We start from the raw sequence: 17,806 nt of genomic DNA, 5'->3' as shown, positions 1-17,806 counted from the left end.
CCGTTCCGGCTGTCAGCGGCGGGTCGCCAGGAGGACCCCTGCCCCGCCGACCGCCAGCCCCGCCACCGCGAGCGGGTGCAGCGACTGGCCGGCGAGCAGCCAGGCCATGACGGCCGTCACGGCCGGCGTCAGGAAGAACAGCGTGCTCACCCGGCTCGCCGGCGCGTCCCGCAGCATGGTGTTGAGCAGCAGGAACGCCCCGATCGAGTTCACCAGGACGAGCCAGCCCACGGCCCCGGCGAACGCCGCCCCGTCGGTCACCCGCGGCGTCTCCAGCAGCAGCGAGGCCAGGCCCACGAGCGGCGCGCTGACCAGGAACTGCACGGCCGTGCCCGATCGCACGTCCATGTCGCCGGCGAAACGCTTCTGGTAGACCGTGCCCAGGCTCAGCGCGAGCAGCCCCACCACGGCGAGCGCGATTCCGGCCGAGGAGAAGCTCAGCCGGTCGGCCACGGCCAGCCCGACACCGGCCGCGCCCAGGGCGAAGCCGAGCCACTGCCGCGGGGTCAGCCGCTCGCCGAGCGCCCGCCCGGCCACCAGCGCGACGACCACCGGGTTCAGCCCCTGCACCAGCGCCAGCACCGCCGCGGGCACGTGCATGCCGAGCGCCGTGTAGAAGGCGCCGAACTGCACCGCCTGCACCAGCACCCCCGCCACCGCCACGTGCGCGAGCCGCCGGCCCCGCGGCCAGGAGGACCGGGCCGCCAGCGCGATGCCGGTGAGCAGCACTCCGGCGAAGGCGAACCTCGCGAACGTCAGCAACAGCGGCGGCGCGGCGCCCACCCCGATCACCCCGGCCACGAAGGCGCTGCTCCACATCACCACGAACAGGGGCGGCAGCAGCGCCGGCCCCTTCGCCTGCTCCCGGCTCCCCGCCGGCCGGACCACCTGGACCGCCATGCCACCCTCCACATAACCACTCAAATCGGTTACTTCACTGTTCCGTGATCCCGCCTAACCTGTCAAGGCGGTTAGGTATGCTGGGGGCGTGTTCGCCTTCGTCAGCGGGAACCTCGCCCTCGACCTGGCCGGTACGGTCCAGCACCGCACGACCGACCGGCGTGACGTGCTGCGCGAGCCGGATGACATGGCCCGCTGGATGGTCGAGGCGGGCGTCCTCGACACGCCGTGCGAGGTCACGCCCGCCGGGCTGGAGGCGGCCAAGGAACTGCGGGAGGCCCTCTACCGGCTGGCCTCCGCCGCGGCCGAGCCGCACCCCCACGAGCCGCACCCCCACGAGTCGCACCTCACCGGGCCGCGGCCCGCCGAGTCGCAGGCCGATCGCGAGGTCGTCAACAGGTTCGCCGCCGCCCCGCCCGTAGGGGTGCGGCTGGACGCGGCCGGCCGGGTCGAGCGCGCCGGAGACCTGGCCGCCGCCCTGTCCACCGTCGCCCGTCAGGCGGTCGAACTCCTCGGCGGGACGCAGGCCGTACGGATCAAGGAGTGCGGCGCCGAGGCCTGCACCCGGCTGTACGTCGACACCTCGCGCGGGGGCGCCCGGCGCTGGTGCGACATGCAGGAGTGCGGCAACCGCGCCAAGGCGGCGGGCTTCCGGGCCCGCCACCGCGCGCTTTAATCGCTGGCATCGGCGTCGATCGTCCGGCTACCGTGGACAGCGTCCAGCACGACCAGGAAGGCCTGCCACGTGACCACCCCGATCTCCCGCGGACCGCGCGCCATGCGACTCGCGGCCGGTGAGGCTCCCGGATAGTCCCGCCACGGACTCCAGGAGCCGCCCGGGGATGTCGCCCAGGCGGCTTTCTTCTTGCCGTGCCACACGACGACGGCCCTGACAGGGGATCAGGGCCGCGGGCCATGGTCTAGCCGACGGGAGTGGCGCCCCTCGGCCGGACACAGCCCTCGCCCCGGGCGGCGCCCACGCCAGCCCGTCCCGGGGCCCACATCCCACCTCTCCCCGGGCACGCCCCGGGGGGCGCGGCCGGGACGAGCGGCATCGCGGTGGTGGCCGCCCAGCCGGGCGTCAGCGCTCGACGATCTCGTTCTTGCCGACGACGACCACGCCGCCGCGGGTGATGGCGAAGCGGGTGCGGTCGTGGTCGAGGTCGAAGCCGATCCGCGCGCCGTCGGGGATCACGACGTTCTTGTCGATGATCGCCTTGCGCACGATCGCGCCGCGGCCGATCTTGACGTTGTCCATCAGCACCGAGTCCTCCACCAGCGAGTGCGAGTGGAGCATCACCCTCGGCGACAGGATCGACCGGATGGCGGTGCCGCCCGAGACGATCACGCCGGGGGAGACCAGTGAGTCGATCGCCCGGCCCACCCGGTCGCCGTCGTTGTGCACGAACTTGGCCGGCGGCAACGGGTCGTGGCCGGTGTGGATGGGCCACTTGTCGTTGTAGAGGTTGAAGACGGGGTGCGCCGAGATGAGGTCCATGTGGGCCTCGTAGTAGGCGTCCAGGGTTCCCACGTCGCGCCAGTAGCCACGGTCGCGCTCGGTGGAGCCAGGCACGACGTTGTTCGCGAAGTCGTAGACGTCGGCGCCGCCCGACTTGACCAGCATGGGGATGATGTTGCCGCCGAGGTCGTGCTTGCTCGTGGGGTCGAGGGCGTCCTCGCGCAGGGCGTCGATCATCGCCTGCGTCCTGAACACGTAGTTGCCCATCGAGGCGTAGATCTCGTCGGGTGAGTCGGCCAGGCCGACGGCGTCCTTCGGCTTCTCCCGGAAGGCCACGATGCGCCGCCCCTGCGGGTCGGTCTCGATCACCCCGAACTGGTCGGCGAGCGCCAGCGGCTGCCTGATCGCCGCGACCGTCACGTCGGCGCCCGACTCCTCGTGCTGGGCGACCATCTGCCGGGGGTCCATGCGGTAGATGTGGTCGGCGCCGAACACGATGACGTGCTCGGGCATCTCGTCGTAGATCAGGTTCAGGTTCTGGAAGAGGGCGTCGGCGGACCCGGAGAACCACCGGGGCCCCAGCCGCTGCTGCGCGGGCACCGGCGTCACGTAGTTGCCCAGCATGGCCGACAACCGCCAGGTGCGCGACACGTGCCGGTCGAGGCTGTGGTTCTTGTACTGCGTCAGCACGACGATCTGCAGGTAGTTGCCGTTGGCCAGATTGGACAGCACGAAGTCGATAAGCCGATATATCCCGCCGAACGGCACGGCAGGTTTGGCCCTGTCCGCCGTCAGAGGCATGAGCCTCTTGCCCTCGCCACCTGCCAGCACGACCGCAAGCACCCTCTGGGACCTCATGTCCAGACGCTACCCCCATTTGGCCGATCTATCGACGAAAGCCCGCATGATGCCCCTGCGAAAGTCGCCGGTTCCTTATTGTTCGTCCGGATCGGCGCAAGACGGCTTGTCGAGGTGTCCCCGACGGGCCGGTTGCTCGTAAGGTCGTCTCATGCGTGTCGATCTGCTCAGCCGGGAGTATCCGCCCGAGGTGTACGGCGGTGCCGGGGTTCACATGGAGTACCTGGCCAGCCGCCTGCGACGGCTGGCCGACGTCCGGGTGCGCTGCTTCGGCGCGGACCGCGACGAGCCGGGGGTGTCCGCCTACCGGGTCCCCGGCGGGCTGGAGTCGGCCAACGCGGCGCTGCAGGTGCTCGGGGTGGACCTGGAGATGGCCGCCGCCTGCGAGGGCGCCGACGTGGTCCACTCGCACACCTGGTACGCCAACTTCGCCGGACACGTCGCGAAGATGCTCCACGGTGTCCCGCACGTGGTCACCACGCACAGCCTCGAACCGCTGCGCCCCTGGAAGGCCGAGCAGCTCGGCGGCGGCTACACGATCTCCTCCTGGGCCGAGCGGACCGCCCTGGCCGCCGCCGACGCCGTGATCGCGGTGTCGGAGGGCATGCGGCGCGACGTGCTCGCCGCCTACCCCGAGATCGCGCCGGAGCGGGTCAGCGTCATCCACAACGGCATCGACACCGCCGAGTACACCCCCGACCGCGGCGACGACGTGCTGAAGAGGCACGGGGTCGACCCCGGCAGGCCGTACGTGATCTTCGTCGGGCGCATCACCCGGCAGAAGGGGCTGGTCCACCTCCTGCACGCGGCACGGGCCTTCGACCGTGACGCCCAGCTCGTGCTCTGCGCGGGCGCGCCCGACACGCCGGAGATCGCCGCCGAGGTGACCGGCCTGGTGCGCGAGCTGGAGCGCGAGCGCGAGGGCGTGTTGTGGATCTCCGAGATGCTGCCCAAGCCCGAGGTCATCCAGTTGCTCACGCACGCGAGCGTCTTCGTGTGCCCGTCGGTGTACGAGCCGATGGGCATCGTCAACCTGGAGGCGATGGCCTGCGAGACGGCCGTGGTCGCCACGGCCACGGGCGGCATCCCCGAGGTGGTCGCCGACCGCGAGACGGGCCTGCTGGTGCCGATCGACCAGGGCGCCGACGGCACTCCGCACGACCCCGGCCGCTTCGCCGCCGACCTGGCCGAGCGGGTCAACACCCTGCTGGGCGATCCCGCCAGGGCTCGCGCGATGGGGCAGGCGGGCCGGGTCAGGGCCGTCGAGCACTTCTCCTGGGAGCGCATCGCCGACCGCACCCTCGACCTCTACACCTCGCTCCGCGGCTGACCGGTTTTGCTGCTCTTGAGGTGCTTTTCCCCTGCTCAGGGGAATGCTAGGTCCTGACGGGGGAACGGCGGGCCGTCGCTCCCCGGCCGATTGGGTCTTGTGGTCCCCAGTGACGTGGATCACATTGAGCGTCAGGAGGCCAGACATGACGCACCCGCTTGGAGTAAGCCGCCCCGACCTGGTCGTCACCGACCTGCCCACGCCCGAAGAGGTGTTCAAGATCTCGCGGATCGGACCGCGGGAGCTGGTCAAGTACGTCGTCGGCCCGAGCCTCATCGCGCTCGGCATCTCCATCGGCAGCGGTGAGTGGCTGCTCGGCCCGCTCAGCGTCGGTCAGTACGGCTTCGTCGGCGTCGGCTGGGTCATCCTGATCTCCGCGCTGCTCCAGACGTTCTACAACGTCGAGTGCGCCCGCTACGTCGTCGCCACCGGCGAGGTCCCGGTCGTCGGCTGGGGCCGTGTCCCGCCGGGGTGGCGGTTGTGGGTGCCGCTCTCCGTGCTCGTCGTCATCTTCGCGTTCATCGCGGGCGGCTGGGCGGCCTCGGCCGGCCAGGGCGTGTACGCGCTCGTGCACGGCACCATCGCGCCCGCCGGGGCCGAGGAGCCGCGCCTGTGGGCGATCGCGCTGCTCGTCGTCGTCTTCCTGATCACGGCCGGCGCGCGGCGGATCAGCCGGGCGCTGGAGCTGGCCAACTGGATGCTCGTCGGGTCCATCCTCGTCACGCTGCTGCTGCTGTGCGTCTTCGTGGTGCCGTGGAGCATGTGGTGGGAGGGCTTGCGCGGCTTCGTCACGCCGGCCGCCCCGCCGAAGGGCATCACCGCCACCCAGCTCGGCGGCCTGGCCGGGTTCACCGCTCTCGCCTCCGGCCTCAACTGGTACGTGATGGGGCACTACCGGGACAAGGGCTACGGCATGGGCTACCGGGCCGGGTTCATCTCGGGCATGCGCGGCGAGCGCCGGGAGATCCTGGCCAGCGGCGTCACCTTCCCCGACGACGACCTCAACAGGGGGCTGTGGCGCCGGTGGTACCGGCTGTTGCTGACGGACATGTGGGGCGTGTTCTTCGTCGGCGCCATGCTGGGCATGCTGCTGCCGACGATCCTCATGTCGCAGGCCGTCGCCATGTCCGGCGAGCGGCCGACGCGCGCCGACGTGCCGACCTTCATCGCCAGCGTGCTGGGCCAGGAGTACGGGCCGGCCCTGTTCTACGTGGCTCTGGTGCTCGGCGTGCTGATCCTGTTCTCCACGCAGCTCGGCATCTTCGAGGCCATGGTCCGGGTGACCACGGACGCCGCGCACGGCACCAGCCCGCGACTGCGCGCGCTGATCGAGGGCGACCCGCGCCGGTTCTACTACCCGTTCATGATCGTGCTGCTGGTCGTCATCTCGGTCGTCATCCACCTGAGCCTGCCGGTGGCGCTCGTCGAGTGGTCGGCCAACATGTCCAACCTGGGCGCGCTGCTCTACCCGTTCCTGCTCATCTACCTCAACAGCAGGCTGCCGCGGCCCGCCCGGCCGCGGCCGTGGCACTACGTCATCCTGGTGCTCAACTTCCTGTTCTTCGGCTTCTTCTTCGTCAACTTCATCGCCGACTTCCTCGGCGACCCGCTGGTGACGTTCTAGCCGTCGGCGGAAGCGGAGGCCGGGACGGGCTGGAGCACGACCACCGGGATCTCCCGGTCGGTCTGCGTCTGGTAGTCGTCGTACTGGGGCCAGGCGCGCGTCATCAGCTTCCACAGCTCCGGCTTCTCCTCCTCGATCGCCGTGTGCGCGAGGGCCTTGAACCGGTCGCCCTTGACCTGCACCCCGACCTCGGGATCGGCTTCGAGGTTCTTGTACCAGTCGGGATGGTCGGGATCGCCGCCCTTGGAGGCGACCACCACGTAGGCGTCGCCGTGCCGCTGGTAGATGAGCGGCGTCGTGTACGGCCGGCCGGACCTGCGGCCTTTCGTGGTCAGCAGGAGCACGGTGGTGTTGTTCCAGTCGTGCCCCTCCTCGCCGTCGGTCTGCTGGTAGCGCTGTACGTGTTCCTTGCCGAAGAGCATGAGTGCACGAATACCCCGGATGGGCGCCACGTCACCGCCCCGCCGGGGCCTGTACGAGATGTTGACCCGCGGGCGGGACGGCCGCGGGCTAGAGGTAGGAGCGGGTGACCGTGACCAGCTCCGGCATCGCGTCGCGGGTGTCGACGTAGACGGCCGTCTCGGGGGTGCGCTCGCGGACGTCGCGGTCGCGGATGGCGAACACCGCCGGCGCCGCCCCCACGTCGCCGTAGCGGGCCGTGACGGCCGCGGAGATCGCCCGCCGCACGTCGGCCACGACGCCGCGGGTGGTGTGGCCGGGCCCCCGGGCGGCTAGGTAGCCCAGCATGCCCGCGAACCGCAGCTCCGCCTCCGACGGCCCCGCCGCCGGCCGCTGCCGGGCGGGGGCCGGCCGGTCGAGCCAGAACACCTTGCCGGCCAGGAACGCCTCGTAGCTCTCGCCGCCATGGTCGAGCGTGCGCGCCGTCTCGGCGAGCAGCCCCCCGAACTCGGCCAGGTCCGCCCGGGGCGGCAGGTCCGTCGTGACGAACAGGGGCACGATCAGAGAGTCGAGCATGAGTGAGATCCCTCCACGTGAGGAGCCTCATCGTAGGGGGCGCCACCGACAATCTCCGGAGAAGACGCACCGGGACCTCCGGCCGGGCCGGGCTTCGCGGCGCAGCGGCCCCCGACGCCCGTGGCCGAGACGGTCAGCGGTCGGTCCACTCGTCCTGGAGGGCTGAGTGGACGATCGAGTCGCGCCAGCCCTCCGGTGTGTGCACGTGGTGGCGGATGCGCCCCTCCTCGACCATGCCGGCCGTCAGCATCGCGAGCTGCGCCGGCAGGTTGTCGGGGGAGCGGGCGCCCCAGATGCGGTGCAGCCCGAGCTGCTTGAAGCCGAACGCCAGCAGCAGCCGGATCAGGTCGGTGCCCATGCCCCGGCCCCACTGGTCGGGGCGCAGCCCCACGCCGATCTCGGCGCTGTGCGGGTGGTCGGCCTCGATGTGCAGGCGCGCCACCCCGATCACGTCGCGGTGGTCGGTGTCGACCACCGCGAGCATGTAGAGGCGGCGCGGCTCGGCGGTGGCCGCCGCCAGCGCCTCCTGGACGAGATCGGCCACCTGCTCGTTGGTGCGGGGACCGAACGGCATGTACTGGGTGGCCGTCCGGTCGCCGTAGACGGCGTGCAGAGCCGCCACGTCGGCCTCCGTCACGTCACGGAGGGACAGACGGGCACCATTGCATTGCACGCGGCGCATGCGCAGAAGTAAACGCGACTTTTGTGATCTCCACAAGTGCTTGTCAAGTGGCGAGTTGACTTCCGTAAGCTCGTGCGACAAGTTCGGCGATCGAGCCGTGGGCGCCGAGCGGCTCGGCATACCCCGCGTCGATGCCGGCGGCGGCCCGTTCGACCAGGTCGGCGGGCGCCTCGTGGCCGATCAGGCAGGGCGCGACGGCCAGCCGCTCGGCCCCGGCGGCGCGCAGCCGCTCGGCGGCCATCGGCACGCCGGGCTCGCTGTCGAGTGAGGCGGCCACCACGGGCAGGGTCAGGCGGGAGGCGAGCAGCACCGCCGTGGGCTGCACGGCCTGCACGGCCCGCGTGCCGCCCACGGTGGCGAGGATGACGGCGTCCACGGGGCTGGAGACGTTCAGCAGGCGCACCCGGTCGGCCCGGGCGAGGCCGCGCTCGGCCAGCCTGATGTGCAGGGCCTCGGCGAGCAACGGGTGCGGGCCGAGCGCCTCCGTGACGACCGCGCCCGTGCCGGCGGCCTCGACCGTCTTGGCGATGTCGGCCAGGACCTCCGGGTCGTCCCAGGTCAGCAGGGGCACCACGACGGCCTCGCGGCCCTGCGGAAGGGACTCGCCCAGGTCGGTGACCGTGGTCAGGCGCACCTCGATCTGCGGATGGTCGACCCGTACGACGCCGGCGATCTCGGCGGCCACGCCGGAGGCGTCGCCGGGGGCGGCGAGCACGAGCACAGGGGCGTCCGGCGGCAGGGAGGTGGGCACGGGGCGGCGGTGGCGGCCGCCACCCGGCCGGCGGGAACGTTCGCGTACAGGGAGGCTCACAGGCGCGCAGTTTATGCCCATCGGACCACCCGCGTTCTGCGAATCGGTGGCGATTCAATCACAACCGTTACCTATGTCCGGAAGCGCGGCGCGGCGTGCCGCTCGGGGGTCAGCGGGCCGGGACGACGACCGACTGCGGATTGCCGGGGGCGTAGACAGTGATGCCCTGGGGGAGCGACTTGAGCTTCTCGATCTCGGCGCAGGCCGGGCACTTGTCGTAGCCGTCCTGCCTGGCCCGGTTGGCGTCGGCCTCCGCCCTGGCCTGGGCGACCTTGGCCTGCGCCTCCGAGACGGCGGCGTTCGCGGCCAGGGAGCGGTCCACCGCCTGCTGCACCTCGGCCGGCAGCGTCACCTTGGCCAGCGTGAACCGTAGCCCGGTGAAGAAGTCGCCGCCCAGCGTGACCGGGAGGTCGCGGGCGAGGGAGGCGTTCACGGCGCTCTGCACCCGGGTGATCGTGGTGTTGCTGTCCTGCGGCCGCAGCTTCGCGCTCTCCAGCAGCGAGCACGACGGGACCAGCTCGGCGCAGCGCATGGCGCCGATCTGGCTGCGCAGGGCGTTGTCGATGATCGGGCGGACGGCCTGGCCGAAGAACGCGGTCCAGCCCTCGTCGCCGTCCCACGGATGGAGCGAGGCGTCGTCCTGGCCACGGAAGGTCCGCGTGCCGTACTTGTCGTCGAACGTCTTGAGCGCGGCGTGGTCGAGGTTGAGCGTGAAGTAGAGGGTGCCCTCGATGCCCAGGTTCACGCCGTCGCCGCTCGGCACGGTGACCACGTCCACGCCGAGCGTGGTCGCCCGCCTGGCGTCGGCGGTGATCGTGTAGAAGCGCTGCTGGGCGGGGTAGACGTGGCTGGAGGACCACATGCCGGTCCAGGTCACGCCCGAGCCGGGGTCGATGACCTGGCGGACCTTGTTGTCGTCCAGCGGGCCCCCGTCGCGGATGACGGCGACCTCGCCGCCCCCGGTCCGTTCCAGGCCGGAGACCAGGCCGACGGCCAGGGGCAGTGCGACGAGCGCGGCGATGACGAGCAGGGCGATGCGCACGGTGACCTCCCGCGCGGGCGGCGGTGGCAGCCGCCGCCCGCGGTTCTTCGCGGCGGGCTTGCGGGGGACGTCCGGCCTCGGAGGCCGGTCAGGTCCGCTGGGGCAGCGGGCCGGCCGTGACGTCGAGGTCGCGGGTCTCCGGCGCGATGGCCAGGCCCACGGCGGTGACGGCCAGTGCGGCCACCACGTAGATCGACACGGCGAGCGTCGTGCCGTACACGTCGAACAGCTTGAGCGCGATGATCGGGGCGAGCGCGCCGCCGACGATCCCGGCCACCTGGTAGCCCATGGAGGCGCCGCTGTAGCGCAGCCGGGTGGTGAACAGTTCGGCGATGAACGCCGCCTGCGGGCCGTACATGGCGGCGTGGGTGACCAGCGCCACGACGGTGGCGAGCGCGATGAACGGGAACGACCCGGTGTCGAGCAGGGGGAAGAACACGAACACCCAGATCGCCGCGCCGACCACGCCCGCCAGGTAGACCGGACGCCTGCCCAGGCGGTCGGACAGCGCGCCGAACAGCGGGATCAGCACCAGTTGCAGCGCCGACCCGATCAGGACCGCGTTCAGCCCGACCGAGCGCTCCAGGCCGAGCGTGCCGGTGAGGTAGACCAGGATGTACGCGGTGAAGGTGTAGAAGGCCACGTCCACCCCGATGCGCGCGGTGAAGGCCGACAGCAGGGCGCGCGGGTGCGTACGCAGCACCTCGACCAGCGGCATCCTCGCCTTGGTCCCCGCCTGCTCCACCCGCGCGAACAGCGGCGACTCGGTGATCCTCACGCGCACCCAGAGGCCGACGAGGACGAGCACCCCGGACAGCAGGAACGGCACCCGCCACCCCCACGACAGGAACGCCGCGTCCGACAGGGTGAACGACAGGATCGTCAGCAATCCGGTGGCCAGCACGAATCCCGCCGGGACGCCCACCTGCGGCCAGCTCGCGTTGAAGCCGCGCCGGCGGTCGTCGCCGTGCTCCAGCGACATGATCACCGCTCCACCCCACTCGCCGCCGAGTCCCAGTCCCTGGACGAACCGCAGCAGCGCCAGCAGGATCGGCGCGGCGACCCCGATGCTGTCGTAGCCGGGCAGCAGGCCGATGAGGAACGTGGAGATCCCCATCACCAGGAGCGTCACCACGAGCACGGTCTTGCGCCCGGTGCGGTCGCCGAAGTGGCCGAAGACGATCCCGCCGAGGGGCCGGGCGACGAACGCGACGGCGTTCGTGGTCAGGGCCAGGAGCGTGGCGTTGAGCGGGTCGAACGTCGGGAAGAACAGCTTGCCGAAGACGAGGGTCGCGGCCGTCGTGTAGAGGAAGAAGTCGTACCACTCCAGCGACGTCCCGATCAGGCTGGCGACGATGACCCGCCGTGTCTGTTGCGTGGAGCCTGACATGTGGCCGCTCCTATCATGCTTGGGGGGACTTCTCTTCAACATAAGGATCGTTGAACAACTCGACAAGGGTTTTGTTCGATGATTGTCTGGCCCTTGTGAACGACGCTGTTGCCGATCTCGAGCGCGACCGCACCCGGCTGGGGCGCAGCAGCACCGCCGAACGGGTGGCCGACATCCTCCGCGACCGCATCAGCGAGGGGTTCTTCACCCCAGGCCAGCGCCTGTCCGAGGAGTCGATCTCCGAGGCGCTCGGGGTGTCGCGCAACACGCTGCGCGAGGCGTTCCGGCTCCTCGGCCACGAACGGCTCCTGGAGCACCGGCTCAACCGCGGCGTGTTCGTGCGGATTCTGTCCGCCGAGGACGTCGCCGACCTCTACCGGGTGCGCCGCGTCCTGGAAGGCGCGGCCGTGCGCCGCGTCCCCACCGCCGAGCAGCTCACGCTGATCAAGGAGGCCCTCGCGGACGCCGAGCGGGCCGCCGAGCAGGACGACTGGCAGGGCGTCGGCACCGCCAACATCCGCTTCCACCAGGCGCTGGTGACGCTCAACCAGAGCCCGCGGCTGGACGAGGCGATGCGGCAGCTCCTGGCGGAGCTGCGCCTGGTGTTCCACGTCATGCACAACCCGCGCGCCTTCCACGAGCCGTTCGTCGAGCGCAACCGCCGCCTGCTGGCGATGCTGGAGTCCGGCCGGACGGAGGAGGCCGCCGCCTACCTCGACGGCTACCTCGACGAGGCCGAGAAGCTGCTGCTGCACGCCTACGAGCCGAACGGGTAGCGATGGACAGACTGTTCACCCTGGACGAGGCGCGCGCGCTGCTGCCGTCGATCGTCGAGGACTCCCGCGCGCTGGTCGCCGCCCGCGCCGACATGGCGGAGATCGCCCACGACCGGCGCACCGCCGGCGCCTCCTCGCTGGGCGGCGTCCCCGAGCTGAAGGCGCTGGAGGCCCGCATCGAGCACCTCCTCGGCGGCTGGGCGGGGCAGGGGATCGAGGTGAAGGGCTTCGCGCCCGTCCTGCTCGACTTCCCGTCCGTGCTCGACGGGGTCTCGGTCCGGCTGTGCTGGATCGAGGGCGAGACCGCGCTGGGCTGGTACCACCGCACCGACCTGGGCTTCGCGGGCCGCCGCCCCCTCCGTTAGCCCCGCCCGTCGGGCGCGCCCGCCGCCGGTCGGCACGGAATACGCTGCGGTGGTGAACGTGCACTCGACCCGGGCGATGGCCGAGCGGGCCGTCGACCTGTGCGTGGCCCTGCTGTACGAGGAGCCGTCGGCCGAGTCGGTGGCCCGGGTGCTCCGCGCCCACGGCGAGCGGGCCGGGGCCGGCGCGGACCCGCCGGGCGGGGGCGCGGCCGAGGACGTGGGTGCCCGCGATGTCGCGGCGATGCGGGAGGCGGCGGGCCGGCTGGTCGAGGTGCTGGCCGCCCCAGGCGTCGACGCCGCCGCCGCGCTGCTCAACCGGATCCTCGCCGACACGGCCCGCCCGCCCCGGCTGACCAGCCACGGCGGCACGTCCACCTGGCACCTGCACGTGGACGCCCACGACGACGTGCCGTGGGCGGAGTGGTTCCTCGCCTCGTCGGCCATGGCGCTGGCCGTCCTGCTGGCCGACCACCAGCGGGTGCCCGGCGGGCTGTGCGCCTCGGCCGGATGCCGTCGGCCGTACCTCGACCTGGGAGGAGGCAGCCCGCGCCGCTACTGCAGCACCCGCTGCGCCACCCGCGAACGCGTCGCCGCCCACCGGGCCCGCACCTGACCATGAGTGCGAGGCGGCCCGGTGGGCGGCACGGGGACCGGACTAGCGAGGCAGCCCGGTGGGCGGCACGGGGACCGGACTAGCGGCGCGACAGCAGCCCGTACGCCAGCGCGGCCAGGATCTGCAGGGCCGCCCCGGCGAGCAGGGCGACCCCGAGGTCGTACGCGGCGAGCGGTCCGGCCAGGGCGGCGCCTCCGGCGTACGAGGTGATCTTGAGGCTGGCGCCGGTGGTGAAGATCTGGCCGCGCAGCCGCGGCGGGGCCTCGCGGTGGCGTACCGCCAGCAGGGCCGTGAGCTGGGGTCCCTCCGCCAGCCCGGCCAGGGCCGCGGCGAGCACGGCGAGCTCGAACGGGCCGCCGGTGCGCGCCGCCACGGCCGCCAGCGCCAGGGCCGCGCCGAGGAGCAGCGTGGAGACCGCGAGGACGGTGTCCGGCCGCGGCGTCCAGCGCCGCAGCCGCGCCACGGCCGCGTTCGCGGTGAGCGCGGCGGCGGCCGTCACCGCGAGCAGCAGGGCACCGTAGGAGACCTCGCCCGTCAGCTCGGCGCCGAGCAGCGGCGCGCCGACCACCAGCACGGCGACGCCGCAGAAGGAGATCACCGAGGTCACGGTCGCCCGCCTGAGTGACGCGTTGCGCGCGATGGCGCCGAACCCGGCGGCGAGTTCCCGGCGTAACGCCGCCTCACCCGAGGGGCCGGGAACCACGCCGTCCGTGCCGTGCGTGCCGGTCGGTCGCGCCGGGACGGCAGGCCGGGCCGGGTCCGGCCGGCGGGTGGGGAGCGTCCAGGCCGAAGGGGCCGCCGCGAGCAGCAGGACGGCCGAGACCACCACGGCCGTCCGGCCGCTCGTGGCGGCGGCGACCGCGGCCACCGCCGCCGGGCCCACGAGGCCGGCCACGTTGTAGCTGATCGCGTCCAGGGCGTTGGCCCGTGCCAGCCGATCGGGCGGGACGACGAGGGGCAGTTGGGACGTCCAGCCACCGGTGAGCGCCGGCCCCAGCAGCCCGGCCAGTGCGGCGACGGCGACCAGCGCGGCGTCGGGCAGCCGTCCCAGCCCCAGCAGCACGGCGAGCAGGCCGGCGGTGTAGCCGAGCAGGCACCAGCCGACCATCCGGCCCGGCCGTTCGGCCCGGTCGAGCAGTGCCCCGAGCAGCGGCCCGCCGACGGCCGCCGAGGCGGTGAGCCCCGCCAGCAGCCACGACCCCGGCACGGGGGAGCCGCTCAGGGCCAGCCCCGCGAGGAGAAGGGCGGGCCCGGACATCTCGTCGCCGGTGCGCGCGGCGACCGCACCGGCCATGTAACGGCTCAACACGGTCTAGACGTTACATGGGTCGGCGGGTTGACGTCACCGAGTGCCCGGCGCAGTTGCCCGCGCGCCCGGCTCAGCCGGGACCCGACGGTGCCGGCGGGATGCCGAGGGCCTCGCCCACCTCGGCGTGGCTGAGCCCGCCCAGCGCGACCAGGAGCACCACGTCCCGGTCGCGCCGCTTCACCGGCCCGCCAGCGCCCCCGCCGGCGGGCCGGTGAAGCGCGCCGCCGTCACCCGGTCGAGCACCTCGTCCTCGTGGCCGCCGCCGTCGCGCTCGGCCGTCCGGCTGATCGCCTTCCACCGCCTGACCTCCGTTCGCCGGTGCCGTGCGACGAGATGGGTGGCGATGCCGTACAGCCAGGGCCGGACCGCGCCGATCGCCGGGTCGTAGGCGCCCTGCAGGGCCACCACGAACACCTCGGCCGCCAGGTCGTCGGCCACGTCCTCGGACAACCGCCGCGCGATGTAGCGGTGGATCTCGGCGAAATGCGCGTCGAAGAGATCGGGTGGCACCCCTAAGCGGCGCCCTGCCTCGTTGCGCGTGTTGTGCACTGTCACGCCCGTACTTGCCCGGTCGGCCGAAGTGCTTTCACGCCAGGTCCTCGGCGGCGGCCACGGCTGCTCAGCCCCCCTGAGTCGAATGGGTGTTTGAAGCCTCGCATACACTCGGCCTCATGAAGGCAGTTTTCCAGCCGTCACTGCTCGACCTCGACCTTGACGGCGGCCTCGGCCCGCTCAGCGACACGGTCCAGCGGACGGTCCTCGGCCACGGGGCGTGGATCGACGTCCGGCCGGGCTGGATGGCGGGCGCCGACGCGCTGTTCGAGCGGCTGGCCGACGGCGTGCCGTGGAAGGAGGAGCGCCGGCGGATGTACGACAGGGTCGTCGACGTTCCCCGGTTGCTCAAGTTCTACGACGAGGGGGAGCGGCTGCCCGACCCGGCCCTCGACGACGCCCTGCGCGCGCTCAACGCCCACTACCACGACGAGCTGGGCGAGCCGTTCCGCACGGCCGGGCTGTGCTTCTACCGCGACGGTCGTGACAGCGTCGCCTGGCACGGCGACACCATCGGACGGGGGAGCACCGAGGACACCATGGTCGCGATCCTCTCGGTCGGCGCCCCGCGCTCGCTGCTCCTGCGCCCGCGCGGCGGCGGCGAGTCGATCCGCCGCGACCTCGGCCACGGCGACCTGCTCGTCATGGGCGGCAGTTGCCAGCGCACCTGGGAGCACGCCGTCCCCAAGACCAGCCGGCCGGCCGGGCCGCGCATCAGCGTCCAGTTCAGGCCGCGCGGCGTGCGCTGAGGCCCGCGCTGAGGCCCGCGCGACGCGGCCTGCACGGACGCGGCCTGCGCATGGGCGCGGGCCGCGCACGGGCTCGGCCTGCGCACGGGCGGCGGCCGTCAGCCGCCCGAGACGTCGGACTCGGCGTCGGCCGGCACGACGCAGTCCCAGGGGTCGTCCAGCCAGCCGTCGGGCAGCAGCACCTTGGTGCGCTCGCCCGACTTGCCGCGCGGGGTGTCGGTGTTGGGCGGCCACGGCTGGTCGTGCTCCAGCTTCGCCAGCCCCGCCCGCAGCCCGTCGAGCGACTCGGCGGTGGCCAGCTCGCGCCGCAGCTCGGCGCCCACCGTGAAGCCCTTGAGATACCACCCCACATGCTTGCGGAAGTCGGCCACCGCGTAGCGCTCGATGTCGAAGCACGCGGTCAGCCCTTCGGCATGGCGGGCCATCACCGCCGCCACCTCGCCCAGCGTCGGCCGGGCCCGCTCCGGGTCGCCGTCGAACGCGCGCTCCAGATCGGCGAACAGCCACGGCCGGCCCAGGCAGCCCCGGCCCACGACGACGCCGTCACAGCCGGTCTCGGCCATCATCCGCAGCGCGTCGTCGGCGCACCAGACGTCGCCGTTGCCGAGCACCGGGATCTCGGGCACGGACTCCTTCAGCCTGGCGATGGCGTCCCAGTCGGCCACGCCGCCGTAGTGCTGCCGGGCCGTACGGGCGTGCAGGGCGACGGCCGCGATCCCCTCCTCGGCCGCGATGCGGCCGGCGTCGAGATAGGTCAGGTGGTCGTCGTCGATGCCCTTGCGCATCTTCATCGTCACCGGCAGCGGGCCCGCGTGGGCCACCGCCTCGCGCAGGATCCGCCGCAGCAGGTGTCGCTTGTACGGCAGGGCCGAGCCGCCGCCCCGCCGGGTCACCTTGGGCACCGGGCAGCCGAAGTTGAGGTCGATGTGGTCGGCCAGGTCCTCCTCGGCGATCATCCTGACCGCCCGGCCCACCGTCACGGGATCGACCCCGTACAGCTGGATGCTCCGCGGCGTCTCCGACTCGGCGAACCTGATCATGCGCATCGTCTTCGGATTGCGCTCGACCAGCGCCCGCGTCGTGATCATCTCGCACACGAACAACCCGGCGCCCTGCTCACGGCAGAGCACCCGGAACGGCGCGTTCGTGATGCCCGCCATCGGCGCCAGCACCACCGGCGGCCACACCTCGATCGGCCCAATCTTCACCCTGTCAGTTGTAGCGCAGGTCCGGCTGCGACCGGTATTCGCCGATAGGCTGGGAACGGCATCTTCGCAGGGAGGGATGGATGCTCCTTCGTGTCCGCATCACGCTGCCCGACCGCCCGGGGTCGCTGGCCCAGGTGACCCGGGTCCTCGGCACGGCCGGAGCCGACATCACCCAGGTCACCGTGCTCGACAGGGGCGACGGCCGGGCGGTCGACGACCTCACCGTCTACTGCCCCGAGGGCACCCCCAAGGAGACGCTCGTCAAGGGCCTGCACGGCGTCGAGGGCGTGACGGTCGAGGGTGTCTGGAGCACCCGCGAGGCGCCCGGCACCTATCCCGAGCTGGAGATACTCAAGTACATCACCACGGCTGGCGACCGGGCGCTGACCACGCTGGTCGACTCGCTGCCGGTGCTGTTCAGCGCCGACTGGGCCGCCACGGCCGCCGAGCACGGCGTCGTCTACGCGAGCTGGCGCGCCCCCCAGAAGGTGCCGCTGCCCGACAGCGTGCCGGCCCGGCCCACGGCCGCCACGCTGGAGGGGGGCCTGCACGTCATCCACGCCCCGCTGCCGCCGCTCGCGCTCACCCTGCTGCTGGCCCGCTCCGACGGGCCCGCCTTCCACCGCATCGAGGTCCACCGGCTCACCCGCATCCTGGAGATCTTCCTCAGCCTGCCCGCGACCGAACGCAGCGTGGCGCGACAGCTCCGCAAGTGAGCATCCACTCGGAAAACCCGCTAGAGTGGACGGGCGACAACGCGGAAGTGGCTCAGTGGTAGAGCATCACCTTGCCAAGGTGAGGGTCGCGGGTTCGAATCCCGTCTTCCGCTCGGAGTTCGGCACGGTGGAGTGGCCGAGAGGCGAGGCAGCGGCCTGCAAAGCCGTCCACACGGGTTCAAATCCCGTCTCCACCTCCAAGGACGATTAGCTCAGCGGGAGAGCGCTTCCCTGACACGGAAGAGGTCACTGGTTCAATCCCAGTATCGTCCACCACACTCCCTGGTAGATCAGGTCTGACCTGGTCAAACAGAAGTTATCGCCCCAGCTCACGGCACCCGCCAGGAGTCTGGGGCTTCTTGTTGTTCGGGATTGATCAGCACAACGTCAGCACCCGTGCTGACGTTGTGCTGATGCGATCTGAGGACAATCGCTTGACGGTGACCC

The 17,806-nt window shown here is 72.3% G+C and carries 20 protein-coding genes and 3 tRNA genes; 11 read left to right on the top strand and 12 right to left on the bottom strand.

What is annotated here, in order from left to right; translation table 11 throughout:
- Positions 1–12: 12 nt before the first annotated feature.
- Complete coding sequence (locus FHU36_RS26125; protein ID WP_185086469.1) at positions 13–900, bottom strand: DMT family transporter; 888 nt, start codon at positions 898–900, stop codon at positions 13–15.
- Positions 901–988: 88 nt separating this feature from the next.
- Between FHU36_RS26125 and FHU36_RS26120 the strand changes: the two genes are divergently transcribed.
- Positions 989–1,576: a CGNR zinc finger domain-containing protein gene (locus tag FHU36_RS26120; RefSeq protein WP_185086468.1), complete on the top strand. Its 588-nt coding sequence runs from the start codon at positions 989–991 to the stop codon at positions 1,574–1,576.
- A 405-nt stretch (positions 1,577–1,981) separates the two neighbouring features.
- On the opposite strand, the gene glgC is transcribed toward FHU36_RS26120, so the two are convergent.
- On the bottom strand, positions 1,982–3,217 hold the full coding sequence (glgC, locus tag FHU36_RS26115; RefSeq protein WP_185086467.1) for a glucose-1-phosphate adenylyltransferase: 1,236 nt from the start codon (positions 3,215–3,217) through the stop codon (positions 1,982–1,984).
- A 151-nt stretch (positions 3,218–3,368) separates the two neighbouring features.
- Between glgC and glgA the strand changes: the two genes are divergently transcribed.
- Entirely contained in the window at positions 3,369–4,547 is a 1,179-nt protein-coding gene (gene glgA, locus FHU36_RS26110; RefSeq protein ID WP_185086466.1) for a glycogen synthase, read from the top strand.
- A gap of 145 nt (positions 4,548–4,692) precedes the next feature.
- Entirely contained in the window at positions 4,693–6,171 is a 1,479-nt protein-coding gene (locus FHU36_RS26105) for an Nramp family divalent metal transporter (protein WP_185086465.1), read from the top strand.
- On the opposite strand, the gene FHU36_RS26100 is transcribed toward FHU36_RS26105, so the two are convergent.
- From FHU36_RS26100 to FHU36_RS26075, 6 genes are all read right to left on the bottom strand, one after another.
- Positions 6,168–6,593, bottom strand: coding sequence for a nitroreductase family deazaflavin-dependent oxidoreductase (locus FHU36_RS26100; RefSeq protein WP_185086464.1), 426 nt, complete (start codon positions 6,591–6,593; stop codon positions 6,168–6,170). The genes FHU36_RS26105 and FHU36_RS26100 overlap by 4 nt on opposite strands.
- Positions 6,594–6,681: 88 nt before the next feature.
- Complete coding sequence (locus tag FHU36_RS26095) at positions 6,682–7,146, bottom strand: hypothetical protein (protein WP_185086463.1); 465 nt, start codon at positions 7,144–7,146, stop codon at positions 6,682–6,684.
- A 133-nt stretch (positions 7,147–7,279) separates the two neighbouring features.
- A complete protein-coding gene (locus FHU36_RS26090) occupies positions 7,280–7,828 on the bottom strand; it encodes a GNAT family N-acetyltransferase (protein WP_185086462.1) in 549 nt (182 codons plus the stop codon).
- A gap of 43 nt (positions 7,829–7,871) precedes the next feature.
- Entirely contained in the window at positions 7,872–8,639 is a 768-nt protein-coding gene (locus FHU36_RS26085) for a sirohydrochlorin chelatase (RefSeq protein ID WP_312891828.1), read from the bottom strand.
- A 109-nt stretch (positions 8,640–8,748) separates the two neighbouring features.
- Entirely contained in the window at positions 8,749–9,681 is a 933-nt protein-coding gene (locus FHU36_RS26080) for an SPFH domain-containing protein (protein ID WP_312891827.1), read from the bottom strand.
- A gap of 88 nt (positions 9,682–9,769) precedes the next feature.
- Positions 9,770–11,071 (bottom strand): MFS transporter, encoded by a 1,302-nt coding sequence (locus FHU36_RS26075; protein ID WP_185086461.1) that lies wholly within the window; start codon positions 11,069–11,071, stop codon positions 9,770–9,772.
- 95 nt (positions 11,072–11,166) lie between these two features.
- Here FHU36_RS26075 and FHU36_RS26070 point away from each other — a divergent pair, with 95 nt between their 5' ends.
- Genes FHU36_RS26070 through FHU36_RS26060 form a run of 3 tightly spaced genes read left to right on the top strand, consistent with a single transcriptional unit; the run spans position 11,167 to position 12,825 of the window.
- On the top strand, positions 11,167–11,847 hold the full coding sequence (locus FHU36_RS26070; RefSeq protein ID WP_185086460.1) for a GntR family transcriptional regulator: 681 nt from the start codon (positions 11,167–11,169) through the stop codon (positions 11,845–11,847).
- Positions 11,848–11,849: 2 nt separating this feature from the next.
- A complete protein-coding gene (locus FHU36_RS26065; protein ID WP_185086459.1) occupies positions 11,850–12,212 on the top strand; it encodes a DUF2203 domain-containing protein in 363 nt (120 codons plus the stop codon).
- A 52-nt stretch (positions 12,213–12,264) separates the two neighbouring features.
- Positions 12,265–12,825, top strand: coding sequence for a CGNR zinc finger domain-containing protein (locus FHU36_RS26060; RefSeq protein WP_312891825.1), 561 nt, complete (start codon positions 12,265–12,267; stop codon positions 12,823–12,825).
- Positions 12,826–12,904: 79 nt separating this feature from the next.
- Here the strand turns inward: FHU36_RS26060 and FHU36_RS26055 are convergent, their stop codons facing one another.
- From FHU36_RS26055 to FHU36_RS44855, 3 genes are all read right to left on the bottom strand, one after another.
- Positions 12,905–14,134 carry an MFS transporter gene (locus tag FHU36_RS26055; protein WP_312891824.1) on the bottom strand — a complete coding sequence of 410 codons (1,230 nt, stop codon included), beginning with the start codon at positions 14,132–14,134 and terminating at the stop codon, positions 12,905–12,907.
- Between the two features lie 70 nt (positions 14,135–14,204).
- The gene (locus tag FHU36_RS44860) at positions 14,205–14,315 is read right to left on the bottom strand and encodes a sigma factor-like helix-turn-helix DNA-binding protein (RefSeq protein ID WP_246502568.1); all 111 of its coding nucleotides are present in this window, start codon (positions 14,313–14,315) and stop codon (positions 14,205–14,207) included.
- A complete protein-coding gene (locus tag FHU36_RS44855) occupies positions 14,312–14,689 on the bottom strand; it encodes an RNA polymerase sigma factor (protein WP_312891823.1) in 378 nt (125 codons plus the stop codon). Before FHU36_RS44855 ends, FHU36_RS44860 begins: the two co-directional genes overlap by 4 nt.
- A gap of 116 nt (positions 14,690–14,805) precedes the next feature.
- Here FHU36_RS44855 and FHU36_RS26045 point away from each other — a divergent pair, with 116 nt between their 5' ends.
- A complete protein-coding gene (locus FHU36_RS26045; protein WP_185086458.1) occupies positions 14,806–15,435 on the top strand; it encodes an alpha-ketoglutarate-dependent dioxygenase AlkB in 630 nt (209 codons plus the stop codon).
- Positions 15,436–15,533: 98 nt separating this feature from the next.
- Here the strand turns inward: FHU36_RS26045 and dusB are convergent, their stop codons facing one another.
- Positions 15,534–16,643 carry a tRNA dihydrouridine synthase DusB gene (gene dusB / locus FHU36_RS26040; protein ID WP_312891822.1) on the bottom strand — a complete coding sequence of 370 codons (1,110 nt, stop codon included), beginning with the start codon at positions 16,641–16,643 and terminating at the stop codon, positions 15,534–15,536.
- Between the two features lie 80 nt (positions 16,644–16,723).
- Between dusB and FHU36_RS26035 the strand changes: the two genes are divergently transcribed.
- The 4 genes from FHU36_RS26035 to FHU36_RS26020 all read left to right on the top strand — a co-directional run bounded on the left by FHU36_RS26035 (position 16,724) and on the right by FHU36_RS26020 (position 17,635).
- Entirely contained in the window at positions 16,724–17,359 is a 636-nt protein-coding gene (locus FHU36_RS26035; RefSeq protein ID WP_185086457.1) for an ACT domain-containing protein, read from the top strand.
- 41 nt (positions 17,360–17,400) lie between these two features.
- Positions 17,401–17,472: transfer RNA gene (locus tag FHU36_RS26030), tRNA-Gly, on the top strand.
- A gap of 13 nt (positions 17,473–17,485) precedes the next feature.
- Positions 17,486–17,559, top strand: a tRNA-Cys gene (locus tag FHU36_RS26025).
- 1 nt (position 17,560) lies between these two features.
- A tRNA-Val gene (locus tag FHU36_RS26020) sits at positions 17,561–17,635 on the top strand.
- Positions 17,636–17,806: the final 171 nt, after the last annotated feature.

The organism is Nonomuraea muscovyensis (assembly GCF_014207745.1).
GTDB classification, from domain to species: Bacteria; Actinomycetota; Actinomycetes; order Streptosporangiales; family Streptosporangiaceae; genus Nonomuraea; species Nonomuraea muscovyensis.
Note: the sequence above shows the minus strand (reverse complement) of the source record. Positions and strands in the feature narration are given on the sequence as shown.